Origin of the sequence: Streptomyces sp. NPDC029041 (assembly GCF_040637515.1) — a bacterium.
GTDB lineage: Bacteria > Actinomycetota > Actinomycetes > Streptomycetales > Streptomycetaceae > Streptomyces.
Genome location: NZ_JBEZWO010000001.1, coordinates 398,395 through 412,292 on the forward strand (window position 1 = coordinate 398,395; position 13,898 = coordinate 412,292).

The 13,898-nt window shown below is 73.0% G+C and carries 14 protein-coding genes and 1 tRNA gene; 2 read left to right on the top strand and 13 right to left on the bottom strand.

Features of this window, described 5'->3' with window-relative positions; genetic code table 11:
- The first annotated feature begins 12 nt into the window (after positions 1-12).
- Positions 13-549: an NUDIX hydrolase family protein gene (locus AB0F04_RS01680; protein ID WP_362036592.1), complete on the top strand. Its 537-nt coding sequence runs from the start codon at positions 13-15 to the stop codon at positions 547-549.
- Between the two features lie 312 nt (positions 550-861).
- On the opposite strand, the gene AB0F04_RS01685 is transcribed toward AB0F04_RS01680, so the two are convergent.
- From AB0F04_RS01685 to AB0F04_RS01745, 13 genes are all read right to left on the bottom strand, one after another.
- Positions 862-935 (bottom strand) — tRNA-Pro (locus AB0F04_RS01685).
- 128 nt (positions 936-1,063) lie between these two features.
- Positions 1,064-1,420: an MmcQ/YjbR family DNA-binding protein gene (locus tag AB0F04_RS01690; RefSeq protein ID WP_362036594.1), complete on the bottom strand. Its 357-nt coding sequence runs from the start codon at positions 1,418-1,420 to the stop codon at positions 1,064-1,066.
- Positions 1,421-1,449: 29 nt separating this feature from the next.
- Positions 1,450-1,977, bottom strand: coding sequence for a GNAT family N-acetyltransferase (locus AB0F04_RS01695; RefSeq protein ID WP_362036596.1), 528 nt, complete (start codon positions 1,975-1,977; stop codon positions 1,450-1,452).
- Positions 1,974-2,564, bottom strand: a complete 591-nt coding sequence (locus AB0F04_RS01700; RefSeq protein ID WP_362036598.1) for an XRE family transcriptional regulator — start codon at positions 2,562-2,564, stop codon at positions 1,974-1,976. Before AB0F04_RS01700 ends, AB0F04_RS01695 begins: the two co-directional genes overlap by 4 nt.
- A gap of 46 nt (positions 2,565-2,610) precedes the next feature.
- A complete protein-coding gene (locus AB0F04_RS01705; protein WP_362036600.1) occupies positions 2,611-3,513 on the bottom strand; it encodes a LysR family transcriptional regulator in 903 nt (300 codons plus the stop codon).
- 26 nt (positions 3,514-3,539) lie between these two features.
- Entirely contained in the window at positions 3,540-4,742 is a 1,203-nt protein-coding gene (locus AB0F04_RS01710; protein ID WP_362036602.1) for a glycine C-acetyltransferase, read from the bottom strand.
- 36 nt (positions 4,743-4,778) lie between these two features.
- Positions 4,779-5,807, bottom strand: coding sequence for an L-threonine 3-dehydrogenase (gene tdh, locus AB0F04_RS01715; RefSeq protein WP_362036605.1), 1,029 nt, complete (start codon positions 5,805-5,807; stop codon positions 4,779-4,781).
- 176 nt (positions 5,808-5,983) lie between these two features.
- Complete coding sequence (locus AB0F04_RS01720) at positions 5,984-6,556, bottom strand: GAF domain-containing protein (RefSeq protein WP_362036607.1); 573 nt, start codon at positions 6,554-6,556, stop codon at positions 5,984-5,986.
- Between the two features lie 61 nt (positions 6,557-6,617).
- The gene (locus AB0F04_RS01725; protein ID WP_362036609.1) at positions 6,618-7,247 is read right to left on the bottom strand and encodes an ATP/GTP-binding protein; all 630 of its coding nucleotides are present in this window, start codon (positions 7,245-7,247) and stop codon (positions 6,618-6,620) included.
- Positions 7,225-7,596 carry a DUF742 domain-containing protein gene (locus AB0F04_RS01730; protein WP_053671617.1) on the bottom strand — a complete coding sequence of 124 codons (372 nt, stop codon included), beginning with the start codon at positions 7,594-7,596 and terminating at the stop codon, positions 7,225-7,227. Before AB0F04_RS01730 ends, AB0F04_RS01725 begins: the two co-directional genes overlap by 23 nt.
- 2 nt (positions 7,597-7,598) lie before the next feature.
- Positions 7,599-8,030, bottom strand: a complete 432-nt coding sequence (locus AB0F04_RS01735) for a roadblock/LC7 domain-containing protein (RefSeq protein ID WP_053671618.1) — start codon at positions 8,028-8,030, stop codon at positions 7,599-7,601.
- A gap of 68 nt (positions 8,031-8,098) precedes the next feature.
- The gene (locus AB0F04_RS01740) at positions 8,099-10,255 is read right to left on the bottom strand and encodes an ATP-binding protein (protein ID WP_362036612.1); all 2,157 of its coding nucleotides are present in this window, start codon (positions 10,253-10,255) and stop codon (positions 8,099-8,101) included.
- A gap of 604 nt (positions 10,256-10,859) precedes the next feature.
- A complete protein-coding gene (locus tag AB0F04_RS01745; RefSeq protein WP_362036614.1) occupies positions 10,860-12,125 on the bottom strand; it encodes an MBL fold metallo-hydrolase in 1,266 nt (421 codons plus the stop codon).
- A 138-nt stretch (positions 12,126-12,263) separates the two neighbouring features.
- On the opposite strand from AB0F04_RS01745, the gene AB0F04_RS01750 reads away from it, so the two are divergent.
- Positions 12,264-13,442, top strand: a complete 1,179-nt coding sequence (locus AB0F04_RS01750; protein ID WP_362036616.1) for a Glu/Leu/Phe/Val dehydrogenase dimerization domain-containing protein — start codon at positions 12,264-12,266, stop codon at positions 13,440-13,442.
- Positions 13,443-13,898: the final 456 nt, after the last annotated feature.

Genomic DNA, 13,898 nt, shown 5'->3' on the forward strand with positions numbered 1-13,898 from the left:
TATGATCAAGCGATGTCTGACATGACCGAAACCACGCCCGGCTGGCTGTCCTCCGACGACCTGGAGATGACACGTGCCCGCATGCCGATCCTGTACGTCGAGGCCGTCCCGGTACGCGTCGACGACAGCGGCGAAGTGACCAGTGTCGGCCTGCTGCTGCGCATCGGGCCCGACGGCACGGTCAGCCGGACGCTGGTCTCCGGCCGCGTGCTGCACCACGAGCGCGTCCGCGACGCCCTCCTGCGCCACCTGGAGAAGGATCTCGGCCCGGTCGCGCTGCCCCGCGTGCCGGCGTCGCTCCAGCCGTTCACGGTCGCGGAGTACTTCCCGACGCAGGGCGTCACGCCGTACCACGACCCGCGCCAGCACGCGGTGTCCCTCGCCTACATCGTGCCGGTGACCGGTGACTGCCGGCCTCGGCAGGACGCGCTCGACCTGGTGTGGTTCAGCCCGCAGGACGCCGTTTCGGAGGCGGTGCAGAGCGAGATGCCGGGCGGGCACGGGGTGCTCCTGAAGCAGGCACTGGCGCACGCGGGCTGCGGGATCTGAGGCCTGAGCCTCTCGCACGTGACCGGCCTCCGGCCGGGAGGCGCATGTGATGGCGGCAGGGCACGAGCAGTCGCGCGCCCTGCTGGACGCCGTGGTGGTCATCAGCCGTGAGGCGGGCTGCCCGCGGTGCTGCACCGCATCGTGACCACCGCTCGTGACCACCGCCATGGACCTGGTCGGCGCCCGCTACGGCGCCCTCGGTGTGCTCAGCGACACCCGGGAGCGCCTTGCGGGGCCGCTCCTTGGGCGTGAAACGATCGAGCGGCCGTACCGGAATGCTCCGATACGGCCGCCGACCTGCTGCTTCACCTGTCGGGACGACAGGATTTGAACCTGCGACCCCTTGACCCCCAGTCAAGTGCGCTACCAAGCTGCGCCACGTCCCGTTGCCCGCCTGACCTGGGGGTTCCCCCCGGCCGAACGCGCAGGGAAACAATACCGCACTCGTACCGGTGATCGCGCACCCGTTTCCGGGGCCGGGGGCCGGGTTCCCCGCCGCGTGCGGGCCGGAGTCTCAGCCGTCCGGGAGGCCCAGGCGGGGATGGGTCTCCAGGAGCCGGGCCGGGGCCGCCTGACGCCAGGAGTCGGCGAGGATGTCGCGCAGTTCGGCCTCGTCCTCGATGGCGTCGAGCCGGGCCCGCACCCAGGCGAACTGGGACTCGTGGTCGGCGATCCAGAACTTCCCCGGCTCGGCGAGCACCAGCTCGTTCCGCTCCTCCTTGGGGCAGCGCACGGCGACGGAGGTCTCGTCCTCCGGCAGTGTGGCGAACATCTTTCCCGCGACCCGGAACGTGGGCATGCTCCAGGCGATCTTCTCCGTCGTGTCCGGCAGGGACAGGGCGATCCGTCGTACGTCTTCGGCATCCGGCATGGCAGGCACCGTAGCGGCTCCCGCTGACATCACCTGGTGAGAGCGGCTGCCGGTACGCGCTTGTAGTAGATCGTCGTCGGCCGCAGGACCCCGCCGGGGTCGGCCGCGTAGTCGGGGATGGAGCCGATCGGGGTCCAGCCGGCGGACCGGTACAACTGCTCGGCGGGGCTGCCGGTCTCGGTGTCCAGGTGCAGGAGGGTGACACCGGCCGCCGCGGCAGCGGCCTCCGCCGTGGCCAGGAGCCGGCGGCCCAGGCCGCGTCCCCGGGCGCCGGTGTGCACCATCAGTTTCACGAGCTCGGCGCGGTGCCGGCTGTTGGTCCTGCCGGGGAAGGCCAGGCTCACGGTGCCGAGCACGCGTTCCCCTTCGCATGCGGCCCAGACGGCGAGCCGGCCCGCGGCGACCTCCGCGGCGCGCTCCTCCCACCACGCCAGGGCTTCCGTCCGGGTGAACGGGGCGAGGAATCCGACCGAGGCACCGCCGTTCACGGTGTCGGCCAGCAGATCCGCCAACGCCCCCGCGCGTTCCGCGAGGCGGGTCTCGTCCAGCCGGATCACGGTCGCACCACCGCCAGCAGATACCGCACGCCCTCGGCAGCCGCGCACCGGAACCGGGTCGGGCCCCATACGCGCATCCTCAGGCAGTCGCCGGTGGCGAGATGGTGTTCGGTGTCCTCGGCGGTCACGTCCAGCGCTCCCTCCAGGATCCAGATGTGCTGCTCCAGCCCGGACAGGGGCGGACGGTCGTAGGCGATGTCGGCGCCGGGCGAGAGGCGGGCCTCGATCAGTTCGCCGCGCAGTGCGGTGTGCGGGGGCGACACGGACCGCCGCACGAAGCCGGAGGCCCGGTCGTGCCACACGGGCTGCGCTGCGGAGCGGACCACGCTCTCCGGCTCCGCCTCGACCTCGCTGAGCAGCTGGGACATCGTGCGTCCGTAGACGGCGCAGAGTCGGTTCAGGAGTGCGGCCGTCGGGCTGGTCTCCGCCCGCTCGGCTCGGGACAGCGTGGACCGGCTCACCCCGCTGCGCTGCGCCAACTCGCCCAGCGACCAGCCGTGTTCGGCCCTCAGCTCGGCCAGCCGTGCGCCCAGCCGGGCATCGACGGGGTCCGTCTCGTCGTCTCTCACATCCGGATCGCGTCTCATATGCGGGACGCTAACCCGGATATGAGACGTCTGCGTTACGAGGTGCTCACACGCGGGCCGCGGCGCCGAGGGCGTCCAGCACGGGGCGGATGAGGGGGTGGTTCTCGGCACCCCTGCGTACGGCGGCGAAGACGCGTCGGGTGGGGGGTGTCCCGTCGACGGGGCGGACGACCACCCCGGTGAGATCCATCCCGCGCAGCGCCGAGCGGGGCACCAGCGCGACGCCCGCGTCGGCCGAGGCGATGGCGACGACCGCGCGGAAGTCGTCCGAGGAGTGCTCCATGCGCGGCTGGAAACCGGCGTTCTCACAGGCCAGGACCACCACGTCATGGCAGGGATTGCCGGGGTAGGGACCGATCCAGGCGTCCTTGGCCAGTTCGGCGAGGGGCACCTCCGCCGCGTCGGCCAGACGGTGGGTGACCGGCAGGACCGCGTCGAAGGGCTCGGCGTACAGCGGTAGGTGGGCCAGTCGCGGGTCGTCGGCGGGCGGCGCCCCGCGGTACTCGACGGCGACCGCGACGTCGACCTGCCGGTCCAGCACCATCGGCAGGCTGGCGTCGCCCTCGGCGTCCTGGACGCGGATGCGGATCCCGGGTGCCGACCGGGCGAGAGCGGCGACGGCGGGCGCGACGACGAGGACGATGCCGGTGGCGAAGGAGGCGACCGTGACGGTGCCGGCCGCGCCCGAGCTGTACGCCGCGAGTTCGGCCTCGGCCCGCTCCAGCTGGGCGAGGACCGCGTTGGTGTGACTGAGCAGGATCTCCCCGGCCGGGGTGAGCCGTACGCCCTTCGCGCCCCGCTCGACGAGCCGGTGACCGGTCTCCTGCTCCAGGGCGGCGAGCTGCTGGGAGACGGCCGAGGGCGTGAGATACAGCGCGGCGGCAGCCGCGGTCACCGTACGGTGGTCGGCCACCGCCCGGAGGATGTGGAGCCGCCGCGCTTCGATCATGCGATCGATTGTCTCAAATGCATCGCTCAGGCCTGCTCGGAGTCCAGCTGGGCCCGGGCCGCCACGAACGCGTCGACCGCGCGGTTGACGTCGTCCGTGGAGTGCGCGGCCGACAGCTGGACGCGGATGCGGGCCCGGCCCTGCGGCACCACCGGGTACGAGAAGCCGATGACGTACACGCCGCGCTCCAGCAGCAGCTCCGCCATGCGTCCGGCGACCGCCGCGTCCCCGATCATCACCGGGGCGATGGCGTGGTCGCCGGGGAGGACGTCGAAGCCCTCCCCGGTCATCCGGCTGCGGAACAGGGCCGTGTTCTCGGCCAGCCGCACCCGCAGGTCGTCCGCCGACTCCAGCAGGTCGAGGACCTTCAACGACGCCGCGGCGATGACCGGGGCGAGGGTGTTGGAGAAGAGGTACGGCCGGGAGCGCTGGCGCAGCAGGGCGACGATCTCGGCGCGGGCGGCGACGTAGCCGCCGGAGGCACCGCCGAGGGCCTTGCCGAGGGTTCCGGTGATGATGTCGACGCGGTCCATGACACCGTGCAGCTCGGGGGTGCCCCGCCCGCCGGGGCCGACGAAGCCGACCGCGTGGGAGTCGTCGACCATGACCATCGCGTCGTAGCGGTCGGCGAGGTCGCAGATCTCGCGCAGCGGGGCCACGTAGCCGTCCATGGAGAACACGCCGTCGGTGACGATCAGGCGGCGCCGTGCGTCGGACGCCTCCTTGAGGCGGGCTTCGAGCTCTGCGAGGTCGCGGTTGGCGTAGCGCAGGCGGCGGGCCTTGGACAGGCGGATGCCGTCGATGATGGAGGCGTGGTTGAGCGCGTCGGAGATGACCGCGTCCTCCGGGCCGAGCAGCGTCTCGAACACGCCGCCGTTGGCGTCGAAGCAGGAGGAGTAGAGGATCGTGTCCTCCTGGCCGAGGAACGCCGAGAGCCTGGCCTCGAGTTCCTTGTGCACCTCCTGGGTGCCGCAGATGAAGCGGACGGAGGCCATGCCGTAGCCCCAGCGGTCCAGGGCCTCGTGGGCGGCGGCGACGACCTCGGGGTGGTCGGCGAGGCCGAGGTAGTTGTTGGCGCAGAAGTTCAGGACCTCGCCGGGGCGGCCGCCCGCGGTGACGTTCACGGTGGCGGACTGCGGGGTGCCGATCACGCGCTCGGGCTTGTGCAGTCCGGCGGCGCGGATCTCGTCGAGGGTGGCGCGCAGGTCGTCGCGCACGGAGTCGAACATGAGGGAAGCTCCTAAGGTGCTCGCGGAGAAGGGGAGTTACGCGGTCCAGTCGAGGATGACCTTGCCGCCGCGGCCGCTCGCCGCGTCCTCGAACGCCGCCTCGAAGTCGCGGTGGCCGTAGCGGCCGGTGATCACGGGTGCGAGGTCGAGACCTGCTTCGAGAAGGACCGACATGGCGTACCAGGTCTCGAACATCTCGCGGCCGTAGATGCCCTTGATGGTGATCATCGAGGTGACGACGCGGGCCCAGTCGACGGGGAACTCCTGCGCGGGCAGGCCGAGCATGGCGATGCGGCCGCCGTGCGTCATGTTGGCGATCATGTCGCGCATCGCCTCGGGGCGGCCGGACATCTCCAGGCCGATGTCGAAGCCCTCGCGCAGTCCGAGCGTGCGCTGCCCGTCGGCGATGGTCGCCCCGGAGACGTTCAACGCGAGGCTGACGCCGATCTTGCGGGCGAGTTCCAGCCGCTCCTCGCTCACGTCGGTGATCACGACGTTGCGGGCCCCCGCGTGCCTGGCAACGGCGGCGGCCATCAGGCCGATGGGGCCCGCGCCGGTGACCAGGACGTCCTCGCCGACGAGCGGGAAGGACAGCGCGGTGTGGACGGCGTTGCCGAAGGGGTCGAAGATGGCGGCCACGTCGAGGTCGACGGGCACCCGGTGCACCCAGACGTTGCCGGCGGGCAGGGCCACGTACTCGGCGAACGCGCCGTCCCGGCCGACTCCGAGTCCGACGGTGGCCCGGCACAGGTGACGGCGGCCGGCCAGACAGTTGCGGCACTTGCCGCACACCAGGTGGCCCTCGCCGCTGACCCGGTCGCCGACGGAGATGTCGGTGACGTCCCGGCCGGTCTCGACGACCTCGCCGACGAACTCGTGCCCGACCACGAGCGGGGTGCTGATCGCCTGCCGGGCCCAGCCGTCCCAGGCCCGGATGTGCAGGTCGGTGCCGCAGATGCCGGTGCGCAGCACCTTGATGAGCACGTCCGTGGGCCCGACGGTGGGCTCGGGGACGTCCGCGAGCCACAGCCCGGGTTCCGCCTTCTGCTTGACCAGCGCCTTCACCGCTACGGCTCCTGTGGGTGAGTCCCGGCCCCGGGCATGCCGAAGGCGCCCCTGACCGGGAGAGGAGTGGGATCGCACTGCAATCTGCCGTACGGCGGCCCGCCGGTCCATCGAGGTTTTCTTAAGCGCCGCCTCAGCTTTCCTTCACGCCTCAGCGGCCGTGGGGACGCCGGGCTTCAGTAGGGCGGCAGACCGTCGCGGCTCTCCAGCTCCACGACGAGCCGTGCGGCGTGTTCCTTGATCGCCGCCAGGCCGGGCTTCCCCCATGGCCGCGGGGCGACGTCCGCCACGCTGACCGTGCCCAGCACCAGGCCCGTACCGTCGATGAGCGGTGCACCGAGGTAGGAGCGGATGCCGAACTCGTCGACCACCGGGTTGCCGGCGAACCGCGGATAGTCGCCGACGTCCTCCAGTGCGAGGGCTTTGCGGCGCGCCACCACGTGGGGGCAGAAGCCGTGGTCGCGGGGCAGGGCACGGCCGAGGCGCGGGCTGGTGCCGTCGCTGCGCACGACCGGGGCGACGGCGGGCACGTAGAGCCCCGCGTAGAACTGCCCCTGTTCGCCGGGGAGGTTGACCATGGCGTACGGCGCCCCGGTGAACTCGGCGAGGCGGTGCGCGAAGGCGTCGAGCGCGGGTTCGGGGTGTTGCCCCAGGCCCAGTCGGCGCAGTCGGCCGGCTCGGGCGGGTGCCTCCGTGTCCTCGGGTGTGAGCAGCAGACGACCGGCCGGGCGCGGCGGGTCGTACGTCATGGGCATGCTCCTGGGATGTGGGCTTGCGTCATATACGGGCTTCCTGAGGGATGTGAAGGGCTCACGTGTGGGCGCCGTACCCCGAAGCGGGGGCCGGCGTGTGGGCGATGAGGTGGCGCACCAGGGTCAGCAGCGTCTGGACACCGGAGCTGGAGATCCGCGCGTCGCAGCACACGACGGGAACGTCCGCGGACAGGTCCAGGGCACCGCGTACCTCCTCGGGGTCGTAGCGGAAGGCGCCGTCGAACTCGTTGACGGCGATGATGAAGCCGAGGCCGCGCTGCTCGAAGAAGTCGACCGCAGCGAAGCACTCCTGGAGCCGGCGGGTGTCGGCGAGGATGACCGCGCCGAGCGCGCCCTCGCACAACTCGTCCCACATGAACCAGAAGCGCTCCTGTCCGGGCGTGCCGAACAGGTACAGCACGTGCTGCGGGTCGAGGGTGATGCGGCCGAAGTCCATGGCCACGGTCGTCTCGAGTTTGTTCTCGATGCCGTCGAGGTTGTCGGTCGCGGCGCTGACGGTGGTGAGCAGTTCCTCCGTGCTGAGCGGCGCGATCTCGCTGACCGCGCCGACGAAGGTCGTCTTGCCCACGCCGAACCCGCCCGCCACCAGGATCTTCAGCGCGGTGGGGAACGGGTCGGCGCCGTGGCCCGGTCCGTCGGTGTAGTCAGAGCTGTCGTCGTAGTCCATCGAGCACTGCCTCCAGAAGGGCCCGGTCCGTCGGGTTGTGGTGAAACGCGGGGGGCTTGGTCGTCAGCGCCCCGCAGTCGACGAGGTCCGCCAGCAGCACCTTGGTGACGGCCACCGGCAGTTCGAGGTGGGCGGCGACCTCGGCGACGGCGACGGGCACCCGGCACCGCTCGATCGCCTGCGCGTGCTCCGGGCCGAGATAGCCGAGGGGGGTCACCCCGGTGGCCATCACCTGCGACACGAGGTCGAGCGCGACGGTCGGACGGGTGCGGCCGTTGCTGACCGTGAACGGCCGCACCAGCCGTCCGGCCGCGTCGTCGAGCCAGGGCCCGTCACCGGCCGCCGTCACGCTCAAGGCCTCATCGCCGGGGAATCCACGGACTGGCGGGGGGCGGTCACCAGGTAGGGGCGGACGCTCTTGACCAGCATCGCCATCTCGTAGCCCAGCACGGCCGCGTCGGCTTCGCGGCCGGCGAGCACGGCCAGACAGGTGCCGGAGCCAGCGGTGGTGACGAACAGCAGGGTCGAGGCGAGTTCGACGACGACCTGCCGGACGTCGCCGCCGTCACCGAAACGGACACCGGCGCTGCGGCCGAGGGAGTACAGGCCCGAGGCCAGCGCTGCCATGTGGTCGGCGCTGTCCGGGTCGAGGCCGTGCACGGACTTCACGAGCCCGTCGCAGGACAGGAGCACCGCGGCGGTCGTGTGCGGTACGCGCTGCACGAGGCCGCTCATCAGCCAGTCGAGGTCGGAAACGTGGGCGGTCGGCGCATCGCTCGCCATGGTGGATCGACTCCTTGGGGTACGAAGGTCAGCGGGAGCGCTGGGGGTGGGGGTGGGAAGGGGGGTGGTCATCCGGCGGGCGCGCTCCCGTCCTGCCGGATCTGGTCCGTCCGGAGCTGGTCCGTCCGGAGCTGGTCCGTCCGGAGCTGGTCCGTCCGGAGCTGGTCCATGGAGGCGGAGTCCGCCTGTACGGAACCCATCTGCGAGAGGTCTGTGTAGGCGGAGTCCGTCTGTGCGAAATCCACTTGCGAGAGGTCCGTGTGGGCCGGAGCCACGGAGGAGGGACCGGTGTGGGCCGGGTCTGTGTGGGAGACCTCCATGTCGCCCCGGTCCGTGTGCCCGGCCTCCATGCTGTGCTGCGCTTCCGCGAGGCTGATGCCGCGCTGGAAGGCCGCCATCAGACCGGGGTCGTGACCCACGAGGTGGTCGGGGTCCTGACGTGGCGTCGGGCCGTCGCGCAGTTGGGGTGCGATGTGCTCCTGGGCGCGCCGACGGGGCAGTTGGGGTTTGCCCATGGTGCCGCGCACGGTGCCGTTGCGGGGGGTGGGCAGCTCGGTGACGTTCTCGGCGAGCAGGCGCCGGTCGTCGGCACTGATGCCGGGCCGTGCCTCGGCCGGGGTAGGACGCTCCCGTCGGGCACCGCGCAGGGGGAGGGGCGCGGGCCTGCCGCCCGGCGCGTTCCCGCCCGGGGCCGGTTCGGCGTCGTGCCCGCGCGAGGCCCCGGGTGCCGGGTGTGCCGCCTGCGGCATCGACGCCCCGGATCCGGACGCGGGCAGTCGGAGGGAGGGGGCCACCAGTGCGGTCCCCTCGGCCGATGACCGCCCCGTGGACGTGGCACCGGTGACCGCATGCCCCCCGGTTCCGGCATCAGCCGCTGCCTGCCCGGCGCGGCCTCCTTGTCCGGCTCGCCCGGCCGGCGGCCCCGCGACGGCCGGCCGCTCCGCACCCGCCGTTCCGCCCTCCGGCTGCTCCGCTCCCCCGGGTGACCCGGCCCCGGACTCCACCCCCGCCTCCGCTCCCAGCAGCGCCTGCGGTACGACGAGCACCGCCTGCACTCCGCCGTAGATGTTGGTCTGGAGCCGGACGGTGATGCCGTGCCGCCGGGCGAGCTGGGAGACGACGAACAGGCCGATGCGGCCGTCCGCCAGGAGCCGGGCGACGTTGACCTGGTCGGGGTCGGCGAGCAGCGCGTTCATCCGCGCCTGTTCCTCCAGGGGCATGCCGAGTCCGCGGTCCTCGACCTCGACGGCGAGCCCGGAGGTGACGAGGTTGGCGCGCAGCAGGACGTGGGTGTGCGGGGCGGAGAACACCGTGGCGTTCTCCACGAGTTCGGCCAGGAGATGGATGACGTCGGCGACGGCGTGCCCCCGCAGCTGTCCGTCGATCGGCGGCACGAGCTTGACCCGCGAGTACTGCTCGACCTCGGCGATGGCCGAACGCAGCACCTCGGTCATGGAGACCGGGTTGCTCCACTGGCGGCGCGAGACGGCCCCGCCCAGCACGGCGAGGTTCTCGGCGTGACGGCGGATGCGGGTGGCGAGGTGGTCGACGTGGAAGAGCCCCTTGAGCAGGTCGGGGTCCTCCATCTCGTTCTCCAGCTCGTCGAGGATGGAGATCTCGCGGTGCACCAGGGACTGCAGGCGCCGTGCGAGGTTGACGAACACCTCGAGCTTCTGTTCGCTCCCGGCCTGGCTGGAGAGCTGGGAGGCCTGCACGACGGCGGTGACGGCGCCGTCGTGTGCGCGGGACAGGTCGGCGGCGAGGAGGTCGAAGTCGTCGGCGTCCCCGGAAGGGCCGCCGGTCCGGCTCTGCGGTGCGAGCTGCGGCGGGCCGTCGCCGCGGCGCAACGTCTCGACCAGGGTGCGCAGATCGGCCTCGCGCCGGGCGGTGCCGCGGCGCAGCACGCCGATGCGGTCGTGCACGGAGCGGGCGGCCCGGTCGGCGGCGACGGCGGCGACGACGATGCCCACGAGGGCCACGAAGACCGCGCCGCCGAGCACCGCCCACAGGACGGGGCCCGGCCGCGTTCCGGTGGATCGGACGGTGAAGAGAACGGCGGCGCAGCCGCTGAGCGCGACGGCGACGGGGGGCAGGACCGCGAGCCGCAGCAGCTGAGGCCGTATGTGGGTCTCGGGCAGCGCGGGTGCGGTGCGGACGGCGGGCCGCCCGTGCCGCCCGCCCTCGCGGCGGTCTGCGTGCGCGGCAGGTGCGCGGAGGTGAGACATCGGTGTCCTCGTACTGGTACGTCGGGCCTGGGTGCCAGGGGAGCTCGTGGGGTTGCGACCGGGTTCGCGCGGCCGCTTGCGCGTGCCCCGGGGCGCGCGCCCGGACTCCCCTCGCTTCCGCCCGCCCCCGGCGCCACCGGGGCCCGCGTGCCGGCCCGGGCCACGGGCCCCGGCCCCACGCGCGCCGGTTCCGGCGCCCGCCGCGCCACCGGCCGCGGCGTCACCGGCCCGGGCACCCGTGTCTCCGGCCGGGTCCGGTCCGGCGTCGGTGGCGCGCGGACAGCGGGGATCCCCGTCGCGTCGACTCCCTCGTCCGCCCTGCGCCCGCACGTGCCGGCCCCCGCTTCCTGATCCGCCTGTTTCCCGACGGCCACTGACAGTAGTCGTCAGCGCATCATGTGCGGTGGGCAGTTGACAAACTCATACGGTGAGCGTCCCGCTCTGGTATGAGGTCTCGTACGACAGACCGATAACACCCGTCCGCATCCGAGCGTGAACAGCAAGAGCTCGATCCGACCTGGTCAGAAGCGGTCACGCGAAGACGGCGAGGGCCGGGGAGCCTCTCGCTCCCCGGCCCTCGCCGCCGGTCTGTCGTACGTCCGGGTCAGCCCGTCGTGAGCGTCTCGGGGTCCTCCGTGCCCTGGCCTGCCCCACGACCGCCGTCACGCACCGTGTCGGCCTGGGCCATGGCTGCCGTGTCCGACGCGGTCTTGATCGTGGCGTCGGCGAGGGCTTCCGCGGCCGGAAAGCCACCCGCCGGGGCGAGCGCCACCCCACGCCACCACGGCTCGGACGGGATGTTCTCCGCGGCGGGCTCGAACGGCTCGCCGGGGCGGGGCAGGGCGACCCCGGCGCCCACCGCGCGGGCGGCCGCGAGCGTCCCCTCGCCGGGCTCCGCCCACGGGTGCGTCGCCAGGTTGAAGGTGGCCCAGTGGATCGGCAGCATCGGGCCGTGCTCCGGGCCGCCCTGGAGGTCGAGGTGGGCGCGCATGCCCTCCTCGGGGGTCATGTGGATGTCGGGCCAGAAGTCGGAGTACGCACCGATCTGGATCATCGTGGCGTCGAACGGCCCGTGCGCGGCGCCGATCTCCTGGAAGCCGTCGAAGTAGCCGGTGTCGCCGCTGTGGTAGATCCGGTGCTCCTCACCGGTGACGACCCAGGAGGCCCACAGGGTGTGCTGGGTGTTGCGCAGCCCTCGGCCGCAGAAGTGCCGGGCCGGGGTGGCGGTCAGGGTGAGGCCGCCGATCTCGGTGGACTCGTGCCAGTCCAGCTCGCGCAGCCGGCCGGCGGACACGCCCCAGTGCTCCAGGTGCGCGCCGACACCGAGGGGCACGGCGAACAGCGTGTCCGTGCTCGCGAGCGCCTTGATGGTGGGCATGTCCAGGTGGTCGTAGTGGTCGTGCGAGATGACCACGACGTCGACCGGTCCGAGGGCGGCGAGCGGCAGGGGCACGGGGTGCAGCCGCTTGGGGCCCGCGAAGGAGAAGGGCGAGCAGCGCTCGCCCCACACCGGGTCGAACAGGACGCGCCGGCCGTCCACCTCGGCCAGCACACTGGAGTGTCCCATCCAGGTCAGCCGGAGCCCGGTGGCCGGGGGCCGGGCCATGTCGGCGAGAGTGGTGGAGTGCACCGGGACGGTTCCCTTCGGGGCCCGGCGGGGCCGGGTCTCCTTGTCGAAGAAGACCTTGGCGAAGTCCAGGGTCGAGCCCGAGGGGCGGGTCCGCGCGGGGCCGCCGGGGTTCTGGAAGACCCCGTCCGCGAAGTGGGGCGATCTGCGGATGCGCGCCATGCGCTCACCGCTCGGGTCGGCGCCGAACGCCCCGGGCTGCAGCGCGCGGAGCCCGGAGCTCAGGGTACGGAAACCGGCCACGGTACCTCCAGGTGGAGTCGGTCAGGCTTTCCATTATGGTCGGCCCCTCCGACAACACCGGATCACCGGTGCCCCACCGGAACCGAACCGGGGCGATACTGACCGCTGATTCAGTGACGTGCGTCGCGAAGGAGCCCGATGGCCACCCCTCTGTTGTCCCTGACCTGGACCGATCACCTCACGGGACGGCAGGGCTTCCTGGTCGTCGACCGGCTGGTCCGCGGGGTCGCCAGCGGCGGTCTGCGGATGCGCTCCGGCTGCACGCTGGACGAGGTCACCGGTCTCGCCCGCGGCATGACCGTCAAGGAGGCCCTGCATTACGACCCGGCGAGCCGCTACGTCCCGCTCGGCGGCGCGAAGGGCGGTATCGACTGCGACCCCCGCGATCCGGGCGCGTATCCGCTGCTGGTGCGGTACCTGCGCGCGATGCGGCCGTACATAGAGAGCTGCTGGACGACGGGCGAGGACCTGGGGCTCACCCAGGATTTGGTCGACCGGGCGGCGGCCGAGGCGGGGCTGGTCTCCTCGATCCAGGCCGTGTACCCCCTGCTCGACGACGAGGGCGCGGCCCGGCGGCGGCTGCGGGACGCGTTCGCGGTGGAGGTCGACGGCATCGGTCTGGACGAGCTGGCCGGCGGCTGCGGTGTCGCCGAGGCGACCCTGGCCGCCCTGGACCGGGCCGGCGTGCCGTCCGCCGGGACCAGGGTCGCCCTCCAGGGCTTCGGCACCATGGGCGGGGCCACCGCGCGCTTCCTCGCACGCGGGGGGCTCACGGTCGTGGCCGTCGCCGACCTCGAGGGCACGATCGCCAACCCGGCGGGCCTGGACGTCGAGGCGCTGCTCGCGGCCCGGGACGCCCATGGCACGGTGGACCGTTCCGCGCTGCGTCCCGGCGACCGCGACCTGCCGGGCGACGCCTGGCTGGCGGCCGACGCGGAGGTGCTGGTTCCGGCCGCCGTGTCGTACGCGATCGACGCCGGGAACCAGGAGCGGATCACCGCCCGCTGGGTGGTGGAGGCGGCCAACATGCCCGTACGTCCGGAGGTGGAGCCGCTGCTGACCGCGCGCGGGGTGACCGTGCTGCCGGACGTCGTGGTGAACTCGGGCACGAACGCCTGGTGGTGGTGGACGCTGTTCGGGGACATCGGCGCCGACCCCCAGGAGGCGTTCGCGTACCTCCGCCGCTCGATGCGGTCCCTGGTCGAGCGGATGCTGGCCCGCGCCCAGGCCGACGCGACGACTCCGCGGGCCGCCGCACACGCGATCGCGGCGGACCGGCTGCCGCTGATCGCCGAGCGGTTCGGCTGGTTCCGGTAGGCGCCCGCCGGTTCTTCGGCCCGGCCGGCTTCCGGAGAGGCGCCCGCCGACTCCCCGACCCGGCCTCCGAAGAGGCGCTCGCCGTCTCCTCGACCCGGCCGGTTCCGGAGAGGCGCCCGCCGGTTCTTCGGCCCGGCCTCCGAAGAGGCGCCTGCCGGTTCTTCGGCCCGGTCGGCTTCCGGAGAGGAGCCCGCCGACTCCCCGCCCGGCCTCCGAAGAGGCGCTCGCCGTCTCCTCGACCCGGCCGGTTCCGGAGAGGCGCCCGCCGGTTCTTCGGCCCGCCCGGCCTCCGGAGAGGCGCCCGCCGTCTCCCCGACCCGGCCAATTCCGGGGAGCCGCCCGCCGGTTCTTCGGCCCGGCCGGCTTCCGGAGAGGAGCCCGCCGACTCCCCGCCCGGCCTCCGAAGAGGCGCTCGCCGTCTCCTCGACCCGGCCGGTTCCGGAGAGGCGCCCGCCT

What these genes read in the sequence shown, in the direction of transcription:
- AB0F04_RS01680 (WP_362036592.1), top strand. Translation starts at nt 13, where the DNA reads ATGTCTGACATGACCGAAACCACGCCCGGCTGGCTGTCCTCCGACGAC.
- AB0F04_RS01690 (WP_362036594.1), bottom strand. Translation starts at nt 1,420, where the DNA reads ATGCCGGATGCCGAAGACGTACGACGGATCGCCCTGTCCCTGCCGGAC.
- AB0F04_RS01700 (WP_362036598.1), bottom strand. Translation starts at nt 2,564, where the DNA reads ATGAGACGCGATCCGGATGTGAGAGACGACGAGACGGACCCCGTCGAT.
- AB0F04_RS01705 (WP_362036600.1), bottom strand. Translation starts at nt 3,513, where the DNA reads ATGATCGAAGCGCGGCGGCTCCACATCCTCCGGGCGGTGGCCGACCAC.
- AB0F04_RS01710 (WP_362036602.1), bottom strand. Translation starts at nt 4,742, where the DNA reads ATGTTCGACTCCGTGCGCGACGACCTGCGCGCCACCCTCGACGAGATC.
- AB0F04_RS01720 (WP_362036607.1), bottom strand. Translation starts at nt 6,556, where the DNA reads ATGACGTACGACCCGCCGCGCCCGGCCGGTCGTCTGCTGCTCACACCC.
- AB0F04_RS01725 (WP_362036609.1), bottom strand. Translation starts at nt 7,247, where the DNA reads ATGGACTACGACGACAGCTCTGACTACACCGACGGACCGGGCCACGGC.
- AB0F04_RS01735 (WP_053671618.1), bottom strand. Translation starts at nt 8,030, where the DNA reads ATGGCGAGCGATGCGCCGACCGCCCACGTTTCCGACCTCGACTGGCTG.
- AB0F04_RS01740 (WP_362036612.1), bottom strand. Translation starts at nt 10,255, where the DNA reads ATGTCTCACCTCCGCGCACCTGCCGCGCACGCAGACCGCCGCGAGGGC.
- AB0F04_RS01750 (WP_362036616.1), top strand. Translation starts at nt 12,264, where the DNA reads ATGGCCACCCCTCTGTTGTCCCTGACCTGGACCGATCACCTCACGGGA.